Raw genomic sequence first — 18,248 nt, 5'->3', positions numbered from 1 at the left:
GCTCACCTACCCTTGCTTCCCGGACTGGGCTTTTCTCACGTTCACCATGAAGACTTTCGTCTCCGGAATGCCCGTGTTCGGGTCGCCCACCGAAGGCGACAGCAGGTTGGCCGAATCGAACGTGGCGTTCTTCTTCTGGCCCCAGCCGAACTGCCAGGGAATGCCCACCTGGTGCACGGTTTCGCCCATGACGGTGAACGGCTTCAGGCGCGGGGTGACGATGGCCACCACCTGCACCTTGCCGCGCACCGATTCCAGCACCACCTGGTCGCCGTTCTGCACGCCCAGTTGCGCCGCCAGTTCGCGGCTCATCTCGCAGAATCCGTCGGGCTGCATTTCCTTCAGCCACGCGGTCTTGCGGGTCATGGTGCCGGACTGCCACTGCTCGGTCACCCGGTATGCACACGTAAGGGAAGCGCGGGTCGCGCACGGCCTTTTCCTCGTGGGCGAAGTGCAGGGCCGTGGGGTTGACCCGCTGCGGCGACAGGGGGTTGCCCGCCAGCGGGCTTTCGAAGGGTTCGTAGTGTTCCGGCAGGGGGCCGTCCACGCGCCCGGGGCCGAACAACTGGCCGCGCCCTTCGCGCACCATGATGAACGGCAGCTTTTCGCCGGGCTTCCACCCGCCGTCGGGCACGTCGCCCACCCACTTTTCGCCGTTCCAGGCAATGACCGCGCGCTTGGGGTCGAAGGGCTTGCCCGTCTGGTCCACCCCGGCGCGGTTGTACAGGATGCGCCGGTTGGCGGGCCAGGCGTACGACCAGTTGGGGAACAGGCCGATGGCCGCCTGTTCCGGGGTCTGGGTGCGGTCGTGCCGGGCCATCATGTTGCCCTGCTCGGTGTAGCAGCCGGAGAATATCCAGCAGCCGCACGCGGTGGAACCGTCGGCCTGCAACGCGGCAAAGCCGGGCACCTGCTGGCCCGCCTTCCACTGCTTGTCGGCGATGGTCACGTCCTTCAGGAAGGTGCCGTTGAGGCGCCTGGCCAGCGCGCTGGCGTCGTATGCGCCGTCCTTCAGGTAGGCGGTATCAAGGTTCAGGATGGGTTCCGGGAACTTGCCGCCCTCTGCCTTGTACAGCTTGCGCACTTCCTCGAACAGCCGGATGACGATGTCGCCGTCGCTCAGGGAATCGCCCATGAACCTGGCGCTCTTCTCGCGCCATTGCAGCCAGCGACCGGAGTTGGCCACCGAGCCGTCCTTTTCCACGCTCATGCACGCGGGCAGAAAGAACACCTCGGTCTTGACGTCCTTGGGGTTCACGCCCGGCCCCTTCCAGAACAGCGAGGTCTCGTTCTCGAACAGGTTGACCATCACCGCCCAGTCCAGCTTGGCCATGCCCTTGCGGTTCTTGCCCGCGTTGGCCCCGCCCGCGCAGGGGTTCTGCCCCCACACGAACGCGCCCTTGAAACCGCCGTTGTACATGCGCTCGAACAGCGACAGCCAGGAGTATTCCACCACCTTGGTGTCGTCGATCTTGGGCAGCCAGGTGTACGCTTCCTTGTGGTCCACCGTGGGGTACATGGCCTTCATCAGGGATGCCGCGTACTTGTCGATGTTTGACCACCAGTTGGCGCTTTGCGGATCCGCCGTGACCGGGGTGCCCGCCTTCACGTAGGCGTCGTAGTCTGCCCAGGTGGCGCGGGGAATGGGCAGGTAGCCGGGCAGGTTGTCGCACAACAGGGCAATGTCCGTGGTGCCCTGCACGTTGGATTCGCCGCGCAGCGCGTTGACCCCGCCGCCCGCTATGCCGATGTTGCCCAGCAGCATCTGGATCATGGACAGGGCGCGGATGTTCTGCACGCCCACGGTGTGCTGGCACTGGCCCATGGCGTACAGGATGGTGCCCGCCTTGTCCGGCTTGCCGGTGGAGGCGAAGGAATTCCACACCGCCAGCACCTTGTCTTCCGGCATGCCGGTCACGTCCACCACGGTCTTCAGGTCGTAGCGGGCGTAGTGGCGGCGCATCACCTGCAAGACGCAGCGCGGATCCTTCAGGGTGGGATCCTTCAGGGTCACGCCCTTGTCGTCTGTGACGAAGGCCCATTTCCTGCGGTCGTAGCTGGCCGTCTCCGGGTTGAAGCCGGAGAACAGGCCGTCCTTGAAGTCGTAGTCCGGCCCCACAAGGTACGAGGCGTTGGTGTAGTCCACCACGTACTGCTTGAAATACAGCTCGTTATCCAGAATGTGCCTGATCAGCCCGCCAAAGAACACCAGGTCCGTGCCCGAGCGGATGGGCGCGTACAGGTCCGCCTTGGCCGAGGTGCGCGTGAAGCGCGGGTCCACGTGGATCAGCGTTGCTCCGCGCTGCTGGGCGCGGGTGACCCACTTGAACGAGATGGGGTGGTTTTCCGCCGCGTTGCTGCCCATGATGAGCAACACGTCGCTGTTCTTGAGGTCGATCCAGTGATTCGTCATCGCGCCGCGTCCGTAGGACTCTGCCAGAGCCCCCACAGTGGAACTGTGTCAGATGCGGGCGTGGCTCTCCAGGTACACCAGGCCGAGCGAGCGGTGCATGGCTTGCAGCAGCCAGCCCTCCTCGTTGTCGATGGCGGCGGAGCCGACGGAGGCGATGGCGCGGGTGCGGTTGACCGGCTGGCCCTTGTCGTTGACGGCCTCGAACGAGGCGTCGCGGGTGTCCTTGATCTTGCGGGCTATGCGCGGCAGCGCCCAGTCCCACGACTTCTCTTCCCACTTGTCACTGCCGGGGGCGCGGTACAGCACCTTGGTGATGCGCTGGCTCTGCTCCGCGGTCTGCCAGATGGACGACCCCTTGGGGCACAGGGTGCCTTCGTTGGTGGGGTGGTCCGGGTTGCCTTCGATGTTGATGGTGCGCCCGGTCGCGGGGTCGGTCCAGACCAGCAGGCCGCAGCCCACGGCGCAATAGCAGCAGACGGACGTGGTCAGGGTGGCCTTGTCGATGGCCAACCCTTCGGCATGGACCGCGACCGGGGCAAGGCTGATGCCCAGCCCCCCGAACGCGGTGGCCACTGCACCCGTGGCAGCGAGCTTGATGAAGCCCCGCCGGTTCATTTTCATGGTGTGCCTCCTGACGAGGGATGCGGGTTGCGCGCGAAAGGTGCGCACCGGGCGCGGGCGGGAAACGGCATGCCGCCCCGCGAAAGCAGACGCCCAGCATGTCCTGCATATCACACCACTCGAATATGGGAAGTCACTTTCTTCCACGTTATCAGCTATATGTGTCTATCCTGACAGAATGGCGCGGAAAGTGCCCCGAAACGAACGGGGCGCGCGGTGTGTTCCGCGCGCCCCGGTGGTGTGCGATGTGGTCAGGCCGTGGGCCTCGTCGGCATTGCGAGGCGTTTCACCCCCTGCCAGACAGGAGGCAACGGCCCGACATGGTTACGGCTTGACCTTGTGGCAATCCCGGCACTCCGTGGGCCCCGCCGCCTTGCCCGCCGCCAGCAGCTTGGCGTGGCAGGCGTTGCAGCTGGGGCCTTCGCCGTGGAAGGCGTTGCGGAAGTAGCGCGGGTTCTCGCGGTCCTTGGGTGTGCCGGTTTCGGCGTCCACCACCACGTCGTGGCAGTCCTTGCTGGCGCACTTCATGGGGCCGCCGTCCACGTAGCCCTTGTGGTGACAGGTGCCGCAATCCACGGCGGGGGTGTGCGCCTCGTGCGGGAAGGGTACGCGCGGCTTGGCCAGCTTCGCGCCCTGCGGCACGGTGACGGTGACCGTCTTGCGCTCCACCAGGGGGTGGTGCACCGAGAATTCCGGCGTCTCGCCATGGCAGACGAAGCAGTTGCCGGAAGCACCCATGGCGCGGGCGTACTGCTGGTACTGCATGGGGGGAATGTTGTCGCGGTCGCGCCCCAGCGGATTGCGCGCCGGGTACACCGCGTGCGGCGCACCGTGGCAGGCCGGGCAGCGCAGCATGGTGGTGTCGTCGGTGCGTTCGGCGTACAGCCCGGCGGCATCGGCGGTCCACTTGTTGAAGGCGCTGGCGGTGGCCGACCTGGGCTTTTCGGCAAAGTCGTGGCAACCCGCGCAGTCGGGCAGGTTCACCCACGGGGTGCGCGGGGCGATGTCTTTCGCATCCTTGACCGCCACGGGGGCGATGGCCGCCATCAGCCGCTCGGCGGCGGGGTTGCCCGCCTCCTGCTCCTTGCGCAGCAGGGACAGGGCATGGTCTTCCATGGCCCCGTGGCAGCGGGTGCAATCCAGGCCCTTGGTCGCGTGGTAGTCGCGCCAGAACCGGGTGGCCCCCTGGGGTGCGGAAGGATGGCAGGAATTGCAGGCATCCGCGCCGCGCCCGCCCATGTAGGCGGCGTGCCAGCCGTGGATGGCGGCGGACATGTTGGGGGGCACGGGCTTGCCGGACGGCGTTGCGCCCGGCTTGGCTGCGTCGGACTTGTCTGCCTCGGACTTGTCTGCCTTGGACTTGTCCGGCGGTTCATGACAACTCCGGCAGACCACGGTGGTGCCGGATTTGGCCCGCCTGGCCAGATCCGTGCCGTTGATGCGGTCGTGCACTTCCAGCACGTCGGCGGCGGTGGCCGGGGAAATGCCCGCCACGCCGCCCACCTTCCATTCGCCGCCGTGACAGTTGCGGCAGCCCATCTCGGTGGACACCGGCAGCACGCAGCGGGTGACGGCCAGCAACGCGCCGGAGGCATCACGCGCCTCCACGGTCACCGTGGGGTACGGGTTGAACCCGCCCTTTCCACCACCGGGGCTCCCTGCTCCGTCATACGGCAGCACGGGAATGCCCGTAGCCTCGTACAGGGTGGTGCCTTCCACCAGCTTCAGTTCACCCGAAAGCTGCGGGGCTTTCACCTGCGCGGCACCATCGCCGGGTTTCGCGGCGGGCGTGGTGGCGGCCTGCCCGGCGGGGGTGAGCGAGGAATCGGCCACGGCGGCGGGCTGCGCGGCGACGGTTTTGGCCTCGCCGTCCAGCCGCCAGGTCAGGGTCACCCCCGCGGTCACCGCCTGCGGGCCGGGGCCGCGATGCACCAGTTGCGCCCGCAGGGTGGAACCGGCGGGCAGCAGGGTCCACGCGGGTTCCGCGTCGGTGACGTGCTGCATGCCCTGCCTGCTCCACGCCACCAGCACGTGGCCGGCCTTGCCGGGGTCGAACGGGGGCACGTCGGTGACCAGTTGTCCATAGCCGGTGCCGGCCACGGTCCCGCCCTGCGGAGCCGTGGCGTTCTGGCTGGGAACATTCTGGCCCGGCCCCGCCGGTTTGACGGCGGGCCGCATGGACGGCGCGAACAGTTGCGCGCCCAGAAAGCCCACCGCGAACACGGCCACCACGATCAGCCACACGCGGAACAGGTTCTCGGTCATGCGGGAATCTGTCTTGCTCATCGTCGCATCTCCCTGCGTCGTTGCTGCCAAAATCTCACAAATGCATATTCCGGACGGCCTAACGCGCCAAGCGGCGTTCAACCTCGTGCGCAATATACACAGCCAGCGCGTTGCGCTCCGCCGGGGTGCCGCAGAAGGGCGGCATGTAGGGCAGCAGCTTGCCCTGCCCGGCCAGCTGCGCCTCCAGCCCGGCCACACCGCGTTTGGCCGCGCGCGGCACCATGTCCAGCATGGGGTTGCCCATGCCGTGGCAGCTGGAACACTGCTGCGCCCACAGGAACCGGCCCACGTCCAGGCGGTTGGCGTCGGTGACCTGGCGCGCGCCCGCCCAGGCGGTCAGCGACAGCGCGCCGTCGCGCTGCATGCGCTCCACGTCCGCCGCGCGGATGCCGTTGGAGTACATGTAGCCGTGGATGACCCACGGGCGGCGCCCCGTCTCGCGCACCCACTCGAAGGCCCCCACCTGGGCAAGGCCCAGCAGCAGCACCACGCCCGCCAGCACGGCTCGCGCCCTGCCGCTTGCCTTCACGAAAAAGGCCAGCCCGCCCAGGAACAGCAGCGGCGTCACCACCGGCCAGGCCAGGGCGAAGGGCCGGATGTCGTCGGTGCGGCGCAGGATCATGGCCTGCTGCGCCGGGGGCAGCGCCGCAAAGTACCATGCCGCGCCCAGCAGCAGCCCGATGAACGGCAGGCACACCCACTTGGCCGACCAGCGGACCATGGCCTCGCGCGTTTCCGGGTGGGGAATGCGCAGGGCCGTTATCATGGCGAACAGGCCGGAAAGCAGCAGGCACAGGGCAAAGCGGAACACCAGCGCGGGCCAGAAGGTGGGGTTGAAGAACCCGTCCCAGAAGTTGCCGGTGCGCAGCCATTCGCCGGGGGTGAGCATGAACCCGATGATGCCGTTGATCATGAACAGCGACAGGAAGGCGAACAGCGCGTACAGCCAGCCCGTCGCCATGTGGTCCTTTTTGCTCATGCGGCCCGAAATGCAGCGCTGGAAGGTGTAGTAGTACACCAGCAGCGCCGCAATCTCGCCCAGAAAGAAGACCCACTCCGTGGCCCAGCCGTACACGAACAGGTGCACCAGTTGCGAGGTGGCCGCCGGGCTGACCAGCGAGATGATCAGCCAGATGCCCACACCGGTCACCCCGCCGAAAACCATGCTGAGCAGCACGAAGAACCGGCTGTGCCGCTTCACCCACTGCAATATCTCGTTATTGCCTTCGGCGTGGCCCTTGCGTTCGGCCATGACCAGAAAGAACCCGCCCCCCACTGCGAACTGGGCCACAAACACGTGGATGACCGAAATCAGCGCGATGAGCAGGCCGCCGTTCACCGGCAGTTGCCAGACCGGGTACTGCATGGCCTACGCCTCCTTTCCGCTGCGGCGGGCGATGACCACCAGCCACCATACGGCGGCTATGCCCGCCACCAGCGACACCACGAACAGCGCCGCAGCGCCGTCCTGCCCCACCATCGGGGGGACCACGGGGGTCGCCGCCGCCTGGGCCATGGAGGCGTTCAGGTGCGGGGCCAGCCACGCGTCGCGCAGCACGGCGCGCATGGCCGCCATCAGGAACATGACGCCCACCGTGGCCCCGGTGGCCAGCCACACCCGGCGCTGCCGTGCGGCCACAAGGGCCAGCACCGTGCCCGCCAGCCCCAGCACGAAGGCGCCGGTGGCCAGCCCGTGTCCGCCCATGAACAGGCGCGTCATGGGGCCGGGCAGGCTGAGCAGAAACCACGTGCCCAGCACGACCTGGGCGTAGGTGGCGTGGGTGAACCACTTGAGGCCCTCGGTGATGCGCAGCTCCCAGTCCTGCGGCCCATGCGGGCCGGAGGCCACCGGGCCGCCAGCCTTTTTGAGCAACCGGGCGCGCCCGGCAATGAACAACCCGCCCACGGCCACCGCGCCCACCACCATGTGCAGGTAGCGCGGCACGAGCGAAGGTTCGCCCCAGTTCAGCAGGGTGCCGCCCGGCGAGGCGGCGTAGCCGGTCCAGCGGGCCGGGTCCAGCATCAGGGTGGCGTTGTTGGTGAGCACGAAGGCGTTGACCAGCAGCAGCGCCACGCTGATGCCCGCCACCAGGGTGCGGCGCGGGCCGAGCACGGCGTGCCCCAGCCCGTACAGATAGAAGCCGTAGTAGGCCATCATCACGAAGCCCACGATCCCCAGCCACCACACGGCCATCAGGATGGAGCTGGGGTAGATGAACTGCCCGTACAGCACCTGCAGGAACAGCAGCGGCGGCACCCCGAAGTTCACGGCCAGGGCCATGGCGCGCGGCACCCAGGCCGCCGTCTCGCGGATGTCCACGTTGATCTGGTCGTTGGGCGAGAACGGCGTGCGCAGCGAGCGGAACAGGGTTATCACACCCGTGCCCAGCACCACGTTCATGAACAGCAGGTGCACCACGAAAGTGAGCAGAAGAAGCGCCTGGAACCATCCCCACGGCCCCGGTATGGGGTCGGGCACGGGCACCAGCGCGGCGGGCGGCAAAGCCGGAGTCATGCCGGTTTCCTCCTGGATTCGCCAGCCGTGGCCCCGTGCCTTTCGTCCGATTGCACCGGGCGGGCGGGACGGGCGGGACCGGAACGGTCCTCCGCTCGGGCCGGGCACGCATTGCTCGCAACGCGTGCCCCGTGGGGCGGGCTGACGTGAATACTTGCATTCTTGCCCAATTTTCCTAACCGGGCAAGCGGTTCGGATGAAAAATCAGCCCACGCGGCGCGGGTGCCCATCCGCACATTGAACAACGCGCCGTGGCGGCGTATAGGGTGAAGTCCGCCTTGCGCCCCGTACATGCCAGCCCATGCCGACGCGTTCCGGCTCATGCCGGCTCATGCCAGCCCGTGCCAGCCCGTGCCAGCCCATGCCGAACATGCCCCAGGGCACCGCCAACAGCAACTCCACAGGATGCAGACCACCATGCTTCATGCCCCCATACGCCTTCCGCTTCGCTCTCCCCGCCGCCTGACCATGCTGCTGGCCCTGCTGGGCCTGGCCGCGCTTGCCGGGCTGGCCCCCGCGTGGTCCGGCCTGCCCGCCCCGCGCGCCGCGCTGGCGGCCCAGGCACCGTCGCAGGCCGCCGATGCCGCCCTGCCGGGCGACACGCAGCAGGATGCACCGGACGGGCAGCAGGCCATGGACATCATCTGGCAGACACGCGGGCAGGAACTGTCGGCCCTGGTGGAAGAAACCGACCGCCTGCGCAAGGCCCTGCCGGACATGGTGAAGGCGCTCGACGGCCAGGTGTCCGCCATGCAGCGCGACTACCAGCGCCTGTTCGCCCTGTACCAGCTGAGCCGCAACCACCCCAGCGAAATGGCCGCCATCCGCCGCCAGATGGCGGGCGTGCAGCGCACCCTGCAAGGACGGCTGGCCCCCATGGAGGCCACCGATGCCGCCGTACGCCAGCGCCTGGACGACTTCACCGCGCTGGACAAGGAATTGTCCGAGCATCTGGCCACGGAGCGGTCCAGCGACCTTTCAAAGGATCTGTCCGAATACCTGGCCAAGCTCAACGAGGGCCGCAAGAACCTCACGACGCTGCGCACCCGCCTTGCCCGCGCCCTGGACCCCGGCCACGCCGTCAGCGCAAAGCTGACCCAGGCGCTGGAACAGATCGACGCGCAGTTGCCCACGCTGTGGCGCACCTACTATCTGGTGGCCTCCAGTTCGCTGATGGACCTTGGCGTATGGCTGTCGTTGCCCGCCAACCTGGCCGCCTGGTCGGACACCACCGAGATTCGACTGGCCACCGAGTTCCCGCAGTCCACCCGTGACTGGGGCGCGCTGCTGCTGCGCTTTGCCTTTCTGGCCGTGCCACTGTTCCTGCTGGGCAGGCTGGCATTGCAGCGCGGCTGCCGGTTGCCGGGCGGCTGGGCCGACAGCTGCCGCAATGTGGCCGCGCGCAGCTGGCCGTGGATCGCCGTGGGCATTGCCCTGCACTTCGCCTCATGGACGCGCGGCGGCGAGGTGTACCGGGCCGTGGTGGTGCCCGCGCACCTTCTGCTGCTGTGGGGCGAGCTGACCCTGGTATGGAGCCTGCGCGCCGCCGGTCTTGCCGGTGTGCCGCAGCGCTCGCCCCTGTCGTTGCTGTTCGCACCGGCGGCCATCGGGGTGCTGCTGCTGTTCCTGAACCCGCCCGCCGTGCTGCTGGCCCCGCTGTGGGCGCTGTGCATGGTGGCGGTGCTGGCCGTGCGCGCCCGGCGCGGCAGGCCCCGTGTGCTGCCCCTGCTGGAAAAGGTGCTGCTGGCCTGCGAACCCGCGCTGTGCATCATTTCGCTGCTGGCGGCGGTGTTCGGCTGGGCGCGGCTGGCCATCCCGTTCTTCCTGGTGGGGCTGGCCGTGGCCGTGGCCCTGCAACTGGGGGCGGTGCTGGTGGCCCTTGTGACCCTGCTGGCGGAACGCCTGCCGGAAAAGGGCATGCGCGCCCTGCTGCGCGGCCTGGTGCTGGGCCTTGGCGCCCCCGCCATGTGGGTGGTGGCCGCCGCCACCCTGCTGCCGTGGCTGTCCGCCTTCCCCGGCGGCCCGTACATGATGCGCCAGGCGCTGGAACTGAACGTCAACGTGGGGTCGGTGTCGTTCAACTCGTTGCGGGTGCTGGGTCTGGTGCTGCTGTTCTACCTTACCCGCTCGGCCATCGCCGTGGGCACGTCGTTCCTCGACAACCTGCCCGCGCGCCTGCCCCGCGTGGAGCGCGGGGTGATCCCGCCGTTGCAGACCGGGCTGACCTATGCCCTGTGGGCGCTGTTCGGCCTGGTGGTGCTGAACGCCCTGGGCGTCAGCCTGACCAGCCTCACGGTCATCGCCGGTGGCCTCAGCGTTGGGCTGGGCTTCGGGTTGCAGACCATCTTCAACAACTTCTTCAGCGGGCTGATCCTCATTTTCGGGCGCTCGCTGCTGGAGGGCGACATCATCCAGATCGGCGAGACGTGGGGCACGGTGCGCAAGATCAGCATCCGCTCCACCACCGTCGAAACCTTCGACAACGCCGTGATCTTCGTGCCCAACTCCGAATTCGTGTCCAACCGGCTCACCAACTGGACCCGCAACAGCATGCGCATGCGCCGCGACATCGCCATCGGCGTGGCCTACGGATCGGACATCGACAAGGTGACCGACCTGCTGAAGCAGGCGGCGGCGGACCATCCGCGGGTGATGCAAGACCCCGCGCCCAACGTGCTGTTCCAGGACTTCGGGCCCAGCAGCCTCGACTTCGTGCTGCGGGTATGGGTGGACGACCTGAACCACGGCGCGTCCACTGCGTCCGACCTGCGCCGGACCATCGATCGCCTGTTCCGAGAGAACGCCATCGAGATATCCTTCCCGCAGATGGACGTGCACGTGCGCGCCATCGAAGGGCTGCCCTCGCTGGCGGCTGCCCCGGCACCCGCCGAACCCGGCACCAGTACCCGCAATGACGTTGCGTGAAAACCGGAGCACCCCGAGCGCCAGAGCCGATACACCCGGCCCCGGCGGAGACGACGACACTTCCCGCTTCGAGGCCTGACGCCCACGGCGTCTTGGTTGATGACGCCCACGGCGGCTTGGTTGATGACGCCACGGCGTCTTGGTTGATGACGCCCACGGCGGCTTGGCTCATGACGCCCACGGCGGCTTGGCTCATGACGCCCACGGCGGCTTGGCTCATGACGCCCACGGCGGCTTGGCTCATGACGCCCACGGCGGCTTGGCTCATGACGCCCACGGCGGCTTGGCTCATGACGCCCACGGCGGCTTGGCTCATGACGCCCACGGCGTCTTGGTTGATGACGCCACGGCGTCTTGGTTGATGACGCCCTCGGTGGCTTGGTTGATGACGCCGCCTGCGGCGTGTGCCCTCCGGCCAACGGTTCCGCACCCAGCATAGCAACGCGCCGGGAATGTCACTTTTTCAAAAATGGCATTTCCGGCGCATGTTTTTTCCGTTTATTGTCAAAACACACTTGCGCGCACTTTGCGCTTTCCAAAGACCCGCAAGCGCAACAATCTGAAATCGTTCTCTGATTCCTGGCACGCGGGCGTTCCGCCACGGCGGAACCATCCTTGCAACACATCCGGCATGCCGTGCACGTTGCAAAGCCTGAAACTCAAGGCCCTCTACGCCATCAGTCAGGTCTTCGACCGGGCCCTGGACCTGGAACAGGCCCTCGGAGAGGTTCTGCGCGTGCTTTCGGAAACCCTTTCCATGAAGCGCGCCACCATCACCCTGCCCGACCGCGAGACCGGGCAGTTGGTCATCGCCGCCTCGCACGGGCTTACCCCCGAGGAACGCGGACGGGGCGTGTACCGGCTGGACGAGGGGGTGACCGGCACCATCTTCCAGACCGCCCGCCCCTACATCGTGCGCGACGTGCGCACCGACCCGCTGTTTCTCGACCGCACCGGCGCGCGCAAGGTGGAAAAAGGCAAGATATCCTTCCTCGGCGTCCCCATCCTGAAGCAGGGCGCTCCCATCGGCGTGCTGAACGTGGACCGTCTGTTCAGCGACGACGTGTCCACCTCGGAAGACGTGGAATTCCTGGGCATCGTGGCCACCCTGGTGGCCCAGTTCCTGAGCCTGAACGAACAGCTCAACGAGCGGGTGGACACCCTGCGCCGCGAAAACGTCAAGCTGCGCACCCGCGTGCTGGACGAACGGGGCGACTACATCGTGGGGCGCAGCGCGGCCATGCTGGACGTGCAGCGCCAGATAGAGCGGGTGGCCCCCACCAGGGCCACGGTGCTGCTGCTGGGCGAATCGGGCGTGGGCAAGACGCTCATCGCGCGGCTGTTGCACAACCTTTCCGACCGCATGGTCCACCCCTTCGTGAAGGTGAACTGCGCCTCCATCCCGGAAACGCTGCTGGAGGCGGAACTGTTCGGCCACGAGAAGGGCGCGTTCACGGGCGCCGCCGCTGTGCGGGCGGGCCGCTTCGAGGAAGCCCACCGGGGCACCATCTTTCTGGACGAAATAGGCGAACTGCCGCCCGGCATCCAGGCCAAGCTGCTGCGGGTCATCCAGGACCGCGAGTTCGAGCGTCTGGGCAGCAACCAGACCCACCGCGTGGACGTGCGCATCGTGGCCGCCACCAACCGCGATCTGGCCCTGCTTTCCGAACAGGGGCGCTTTCGTCAGGACCTGTACTACCGGCTGTGCGTGTTCCCCATCCGGGTGCCCTCGCTGCGCGAACGGCCCGATGACGTGGAGCGCCTGCTCAACCACTTTCTGGCCAAGGCCGCCCGCGACTACCGCCGGGTGATAACCCTGGCCCCGGACGCGCTGGGCCTGCTGCGCCGCCACGAATGGCCCGGCAACGTGCGCGAGATGGAAAACCTCATCGAGCGCCTGGCCATCCTGTCCGAATCGGGCCAGATCGACCGGCGCTTCCTGGAGCCGCTGCTGGAACATTCCGCCACGGAAAACGCCCAGCCCGACTGGCCCTATCCGGCGCATCCGCCACATCCGGCACAGCAGGCGCATTCGGCGCATTCGCCCCTCCATGCGCCCCTGCCCGGCGGCATGTCCGGCAACATGGCGGGCGGCATGGCGGGCAACACCGCCCCCGGCCACGGCGCGCCGCACGGGGCCACGGCGGCGCGCGATGCGCATGCGGGCCACGGCGGCGCGGGCTTTCAGGGCGATGCGGACCTCCACGGTGATGCGCACCCCACCACCCTGCGCGACATCGAACGCAACGAAATCATCTCCGCCCTGCGCCGCAACGGCTGGGTGCAGCACCGCGCCGCCGCCGCGCTGGGCATCACCCCGCGCCAGATGGGCTACCGCATCCGCAAGATGGGGCTTTCCGGCCTGGTGGCCGGGGAACGCGCCCGCCGGGGCGACTGACGGGTCCGCATCCTCCACCGGCCACGCGGGCATTTCGGGAGTCCGTGGCGCCGCCGGGTTTGTCGTCACCATGCGAAAGGGCGGCCCCCATCAGGGGCCGCCCTTTCGCATGCATGTGTTTCGTCCAACGGTCCGGAGCAACCGGAGCAACCGGAGCAACCGGGCCAACCGGGTCAGCCGGGGCAACCGGGCCTACGCCCCGCCGTCCGCCACGCCTCAGGATTCCGGTCCTTCGCCGTTCCCGGTCCCGGCTCCCGCCGTCCCCCCATCCGCGTCCTGCCCACGTTCCGCCGGGCACTTGCCCTGCTCGTGCAGGTAGTACTGCGAGGGAAAGCGCCCGTCGGTCTGGGGCACCTGCAGGCCCAGTCGGGCCTCGTGGTTGATCAGGATGGGACCGGTAAGGTTCAGCGCCGTCTTTTCGGGGTGCCCCGGCGGAATGGACACGGTGACCAGCACGGCCACCTGCCGGATGGTGCGCAGCCGCAACAGCTTCTGCTCCGCATCGCCGATGCGGATGGGGTAGTCCTCGATGAAGCTGTACGGGTCGCCCACCAGCAAGCCCAGACGCGGGTCGTCCATGCTTTGCAGGATGAGGAAGGGCGCGCCCTCGCGCAGTTGCAGCAGCGTGAACTCGTGCTTGTCCTCGAAGCCCATGAGGCCCCGGGGAAAATACAGCACCTTGTCCAGCGCCACACTCTGGCGGCCAAGCCGGGTCTGGATCACTCTTTCGTTCTGTCGTGCCATATCTGTGTCGCCGCGAGCAGGTCAGCGTTGCTGGTTTCGAGCGCCATGCGGTTTTCCTCCATGACGCGCCGGTAGACTTCCTCTCGGTACACGACCATGTCGCCGGGTACGTCGAGCCCGATCTTGACCTGCTTTCCCTGCATGCCAAGGATGGTGATGCGAATGTTGTCGCCAAGGTACAGGCTTTCGCCCGGCCGGCGTGTAAGTATGAGCATGTGGCCCGGCCCTTACAGGAAGTTCGTGAGATTCATCTGCATGATCATGGAGGACGACTTGAGCACGCTGTTGTAGGTCAGTTGCTGCTGCGCGAGCTGCGTCATCAGCTTGGCCACGTCCACGTCCTCTATGCTGCTCATGCGCATGGTCTGGTCGTCTTCCTGCGACTCCAGGATGCCCTGCACCACGTCGAGCCGGTTTTCCTTGCCGCCCACGCGCGCCGCCGCCGTCAGGATGACCTTCGATGCGGTGCCCAGTTCATCCAGCGCCTGCTGGATGCCGGTCTGGCTGTTGGTTTCTGTGAAGGCTATCAGCCTGCCCATCACCTCGAACAGGTTGCGCCCGTCGCCGCCGTACACCGCCGTGGGGCTGGACTGCCCCGGCGCCTGGTACAGGCCGCCGAAGATGTCCTTGCCCACGTTGTTCACCGACATGTATTCGCCGGGCGAAATCTCGTATTCCAGCGAGGCGCGGTGCGGCCTGATGACGAACTGGTCGCCCGCCGCCAGCGCGTTGCCCCCGTTGGAGGCCAGCGTCAGGAAGCCGCCGGGCACCAGCAGCGAAACGGGCCCGCCCGTGCCGGACGCGGTGGCGGGCACCCAGCTTGAGCCGCCGTCCATGCTGTACGAATAGCTGATGGCGCCGGACAGCGTGCCCGACTGGTCGATGCGCACCATGACGTCGCGCGAGAACGAACCATCGGCCGTGGCCGCTATGTTGGCGGCGCCGTACCTCTCGGCCGTGAGGCCGGAAGAGTTCATGTCGTCGCCCTTGTAGATGGCCGTGGGCCGAATGTACAGCCAGGTGCCGTTGCCCGCCTCGTGGTCGTTGCCGGTATCCACGGCGGTCACCGCAGCGCCCGGAGACATGGTCAGGCGCGCCCCGCCCAGCATCACCGGCGCGGCGTTGGAGGCCAGGGTGCCGGTCTTCCAGGTGGTGCCGCCGTCTTCGGAATAGCGGTAGTCCAGCGCGTCGGTGCCGATGGTGCCGCTTTCCAGGAACTGGAACACGATGGTGTTGCTGGCCCCGCCGTCCACCGTGAACGAGGTGTTCGACAGTGCGGGGTCGTTGGCGGTGACGGCAAGCCCGGCAACATAGGCGGCGCTCTCGATCTTGTGCCCGGCGAAAATGTGGCGGCCTTCGTTTTCGGTGTTGGCCAGGTTGATGAGCTGCCCGTACAGCTCGCGCATTTCGTAGCTGATTTCCTTGCGGTTCTCTGGGCTGACCGTGCCGGTTGCGGCCTGTTCCGCCAGGGCCTTGATGCGGGTGAGCACGGTGCTCACCTGGGTCAGCGTCTTGTCCGCGAGGCTCAGCCAGCTTTCGGCCTGGCCCACGTTCTTCTGGTACTGCTCGTTGGTGGCCAGCGAGGCGCGATAGTTCAGGATGCGGGCCATGCCCACGGGATCGTCCGACGGGCGGTTGACCTGCTTCTGGCTGGACGCCTGCATGTTCGATTCCATGAGGTTGGACAGCGCATAGTTCATGTTCGAAATGTAATTGTCGAACATGGTTCGCTGCGTAACGCGTCCTGCCATGGGAGACTCCTTCCGTCGCTACTGCTTGAGGCCCAGCAGCGTCTGCATCATCTGGTCCGCCGTGGTCACCAGCTTGGCCGCCGCCTTGTAGGCGTGCTGGAACTTGACGAGACTGGCCATCTCTTCGTCCAGGTTCACCCCGGACGATGCGCTCTGGCGCTCGTCCAGGTCCTTGGCCAGGGTTGCCGTATAGGCCGCGTTGAACTTGGTGGAGGCGGTATCCGCGCCCACGGTGGCCACGATGGCGCTGTAGTATTCCGACAGGGTCTGCGAGCTGGCCCGTTCGAAGGTGGTGGAGATGGTCACCTCCTTGGTGGCCAGCCCGGCGATGGCCGTGGCGGTGTCGTTGTCGCCCGCGTTGGCCTCGTTGCCGCCGTTGACCTTGCCCGCGTTGATGAAATTGGTGTCGCTGCGCACGTCGGGCCGCACGGAGATGGTGGAGGCATCCGAACCCTGGAAATAGGTGTTCAGCCCAAGGCCCGCCAGCAGCCCCGCGGAATCGGCCCCCACGCCGAACTTGTAGCCGCTGTTGCTGCGCACCACGAGCTTGTTGTCCACGATGTCGGCGTTGATATAGGTGCCGAAGGTGTTGTTCAGCGCGTCGCGCACGTCGTTCAGCGAATGCACCGTGGGGTCGAAGTTCTGGATGCCCGGCGTGGCCGTGTCGAAGTCCAGCGGGCCGGAGGCGTTGGAAAGGTAGGCGCCGCTGTTGGCGTCGTACACGTACATGCTGAAGTTGCCCGCCTCCAGCCGGTTCAGCCAGGCCAGGCCTGAACTGTCGGACCCAAGGGCGATGGACGGATCGGCCACGCCGTAGGTGCCGCTCATGACCGACATGTGGTCGAGCCCCGCGCCCTGGCTGTGCAGGCGGTTCACTTCCCAGATCAGCGATTCCGACAGGGCGTTCACGCGGTCCACGTAGCGGCCCACCTGGGTGTCGCGAAAGATCATGAACCCGCCGATGGTGCCGCCGGTGATGCGCCGGGAATTGTCGGTGCCGTCGGCCATGGTCTGGGGCGAAATGTTCAGGGGCGAAGTGGTGGGCGTAACCCAGTACACGCCGCTCTTGGGCGTGACGGTAAAGCGGTCGCCCGCCTCCAGGTTCTGGGTGGACCCGCTGAAATAGATGTCCAGCCCCTGCACCTTGACCTTCTGGTCTTCAGGGCGGGCGGCAAACAACCGGTCGTTGCCGGTCTCGTCCTTCAGCCAGGTCTTGCCGCCGTCCAGCGAGACCCGGTACATGGCCGCGCCCGCGCCGCTGGTCACCGCACCGGACTGCACCACGTCGAGGGTGTATTCGTACTCGTCCGACCCTTCGAAGTGGATCTCGCCGTCGAAATTCGAACCGGGCACCAGCGACTGCTGCGACTGCGGCCCCTGGTAGTCCAGCGAGAAGGCGTTCACCCCGTCCACCAGGGTGTGACCGGCCTTGGTGACCACCGTGAACTTGCCGCTGCCGTTGTCCACCACGTCGACGTCGAGCTTCTGCGACAGTTGGCGCACCAGCAGGTTGCGGTTGTCGATGAGCGTGTTGGCGTTGTTCTTGCCCGGATCGTCGTGCATTTCGATCTGCCGGTTCAACTCGGCGATCTGCTTGATCAGGCTGTTGGCCTCGTTCACTTCCTGCTTCAGGTACTGGTCCATCTGCTGCTGCATGATGCGCAGGTTGGATTCGGAGTTCTGGAGCAGCTTGACGAGGTTGTCGGAATGCGAAAGCAGCGCGTCGCGGCTGGCCTTGTCGTCGGGCCGCTGCGAAAGGGCCTGCCAGTCGGCGAAGAACTGCGACATGGCGGCGTTGATGCCGGGGGTGGTCGATTCGTTGAACAGGCTTTCCACGCTTTGCAGCATCTCGTACTGCGAATCCCAGCGCGACTGTTGCGAGGCCTTGTCCAGGTACGACTTTTCCACGAAGCCGTTGAAATAGCGGTACACCTCTGCCGCGTACGCACCAGTGCCGATCTGACCCGGAAAGCCGTCGAGGGCGGGATACTCCTCGAAGCGCACCGCCTGGCGCGAATACCCGACGGTATTCACGTTGGCGATGTTGTTGCCCGTGGTCTGGATGGCGGTCTGGTTCGCCAGCAGCGAAAGCTGCCCCATGTTGAGCAGCGAGGTGACACCGGCCATTTACAACCTCCCGCGGATGAGCGCCGCCTCGGCGCGCGAGGTGGTCATGCCGCCCTTGCGGCCGTAGGTTTCCTGCTTGGGAGGAACCAGGCGGCGGTGCAGGTAGTCCAGCAGCTCCTGGCTCTGGTCCAGCAGGGCCAGGGCCAGGTCCGCGTTCAGCGAGGCCTGGCGGGCGCAGTGCTGTTCCTGGGCGTCGATGCGCGCGATGAGGGCGCGCACTGCGTCGCCCTGTTCCTCGGGCAGCATGTCCGCGTATTCCGAAAGCCGGGTGCGCTGCATGACCGACTTCAGGTCAACGCGTTCACAGGCCAGCTGGCGCATCAGTTCGTGGATGGAGAATTCCACGGCGCTCACGGCGTCGGGAGAGCGCCCGCGCAAGTGGGCAAACTCTTCCTCGAGCAGCAGGGCCAGCACCTCCAGCCCCTTGGTTTGCCGGACAAGATTGCCGTGTATCTGATCGTACATCTG

10 protein-coding genes and 1 pseudogene are annotated in these 18,248 nt (G+C 67.0%); 2 read left to right on the top strand and 9 right to left on the bottom strand.

The window, feature by feature from the left end; genetic code table 11:
• Positions 1–6: 6 nt before the first annotated feature.
• The 4 genes and pseudogenes from fdnG to K6142_RS01395 all read right to left on the bottom strand — a co-directional run bounded on the left by fdnG (position 7) and on the right by K6142_RS01395 (position 7,835).
• A pseudogene (gene fdnG, locus K6142_RS01410) lies at positions 7–3,034 on the bottom strand (formate dehydrogenase-N subunit alpha).
• Positions 3,035–3,358: 324 nt separating this feature from the next.
• A complete protein-coding gene (locus K6142_RS01405; protein WP_190244828.1) occupies positions 3,359–5,320 on the bottom strand; it encodes a cytochrome c3 family protein in 1,962 nt (653 codons plus the stop codon).
• A gap of 58 nt (positions 5,321–5,378) precedes the next feature.
• On the bottom strand, positions 5,379–6,686 hold the full coding sequence (locus K6142_RS01400) for a cytochrome ubiquinol oxidase subunit I (RefSeq protein WP_190244827.1): 1,308 nt from the start codon (positions 6,684–6,686) through the stop codon (positions 5,379–5,381).
• A 3-nt stretch (positions 6,687–6,689) separates the two neighbouring features.
• Positions 6,690–7,835: a peptidase gene (locus tag K6142_RS01395; protein ID WP_190244826.1), complete on the bottom strand. Its 1,146-nt coding sequence runs from the start codon at positions 7,833–7,835 to the stop codon at positions 6,690–6,692.
• 417 nt (positions 7,836–8,252) lie between these two features.
• Here K6142_RS01395 and K6142_RS01390 point away from each other — a divergent pair, with 417 nt between their 5' ends.
• Positions 8,253–10,760, top strand: coding sequence for a mechanosensitive ion channel domain-containing protein (locus tag K6142_RS01390; protein ID WP_190244825.1), 2,508 nt, complete (start codon positions 8,253–8,255; stop codon positions 10,758–10,760).
• A gap of 631 nt (positions 10,761–11,391) precedes the next feature.
• Positions 11,392–13,158 (top strand): sigma 54-interacting transcriptional regulator, encoded by a 1,767-nt coding sequence (locus K6142_RS01385; protein WP_223380726.1) that lies wholly within the window; start codon positions 11,392–11,394, stop codon positions 13,156–13,158.
• A gap of 216 nt (positions 13,159–13,374) precedes the next feature.
• Here the strand turns inward: K6142_RS01385 and fliW are convergent, their stop codons facing one another.
• Genes fliW through flgN form a run of 5 tightly spaced genes read right to left on the bottom strand, consistent with a single transcriptional unit; the run spans position 13,375 to position 18,245 of the window.
• Positions 13,375–13,902 carry a flagellar assembly protein FliW gene (gene fliW, locus K6142_RS01380; protein ID WP_190245667.1) on the bottom strand — a complete coding sequence of 176 codons (528 nt, stop codon included), beginning with the start codon at positions 13,900–13,902 and terminating at the stop codon, positions 13,375–13,377.
• Complete coding sequence (csrA, locus tag K6142_RS01375; RefSeq protein WP_007526389.1) at positions 13,878–14,117, bottom strand: carbon storage regulator CsrA; 240 nt, start codon at positions 14,115–14,117, stop codon at positions 13,878–13,880. The genes fliW and csrA overlap by 25 nt, the downstream gene beginning before the upstream one ends.
• 12 nt (positions 14,118–14,129) lie before the next feature.
• The gene (flgL, locus tag K6142_RS01370; protein WP_015946153.1) at positions 14,130–15,653 is read right to left on the bottom strand and encodes a flagellar hook-associated protein FlgL; all 1,524 of its coding nucleotides are present in this window, start codon (positions 15,651–15,653) and stop codon (positions 14,130–14,132) included.
• An 18-nt stretch (positions 15,654–15,671) separates the two neighbouring features.
• On the bottom strand, positions 15,672–17,780 hold the full coding sequence (gene flgK, locus K6142_RS01365; RefSeq protein WP_190245668.1) for a flagellar hook-associated protein FlgK: 2,109 nt from the start codon (positions 17,778–17,780) through the stop codon (positions 15,672–15,674).
• Positions 17,781–18,245 carry a flagellar export chaperone FlgN gene (flgN, locus tag K6142_RS01360; protein WP_190245669.1) on the bottom strand — a complete coding sequence of 155 codons (465 nt, stop codon included), beginning with the start codon at positions 18,243–18,245 and terminating at the stop codon, positions 17,781–17,783.
• Between the last annotated feature and the right edge of the window lie 3 nt (positions 18,246–18,248).

It is taken from the genome of Nitratidesulfovibrio sp. SRB-5 (assembly GCF_019931275.1).
In the GTDB taxonomy this organism is placed as follows: Bacteria; Desulfobacterota; Desulfovibrionia; order Desulfovibrionales; family Desulfovibrionaceae; genus Cupidesulfovibrio.
Note: the sequence above shows the minus strand (reverse complement) of the source record. Positions and strands in the feature narration are given on the sequence as shown.

Coding starts and splice junctions, on each gene's coding strand:
- flgK (WP_190245668.1), bottom strand. CDS start 17,780: ATGGCCGGTGTCACCTCGCTGCTCAACATGGGGCAGCTTTCGCTGCTG.
- K6142_RS01405 (WP_190244828.1), bottom strand. CDS start 5,320: ATGAGCAAGACAGATTCCCGCATGACCGAGAACCTGTTCCGCGTGTGG.
- flgN (WP_190245669.1), bottom strand. CDS start 18,245: ATGTACGATCAGATACACGGCAATCTTGTCCGGCAAACCAAGGGGCTG.
- K6142_RS01390 (WP_190244825.1), top strand. CDS start 8,253: ATGCTTCATGCCCCCATACGCCTTCCGCTTCGCTCTCCCCGCCGCCTG.
- K6142_RS01385 (WP_223380726.1), top strand. CDS start 11,392: ATGCCGTGCACGTTGCAAAGCCTGAAACTCAAGGCCCTCTACGCCATC.
- fliW (WP_190245667.1), bottom strand. CDS start 13,902: ATGGCACGACAGAACGAAAGAGTGATCCAGACCCGGCTTGGCCGCCAG.
- K6142_RS01395 (WP_190244826.1), bottom strand. CDS start 7,835: ATGACTCCGGCTTTGCCGCCCGCCGCGCTGGTGCCCGTGCCCGACCCC.
- csrA (WP_007526389.1), bottom strand. CDS start 14,117: ATGCTCATACTTACACGCCGGCCGGGCGAAAGCCTGTACCTTGGCGAC.
- K6142_RS01400 (WP_190244827.1), bottom strand. CDS start 6,686: ATGCAGTACCCGGTCTGGCAACTGCCGGTGAACGGCGGCCTGCTCATC.
- flgL (WP_015946153.1), bottom strand. CDS start 15,653: ATGGCAGGACGCGTTACGCAGCGAACCATGTTCGACAATTACATTTCG.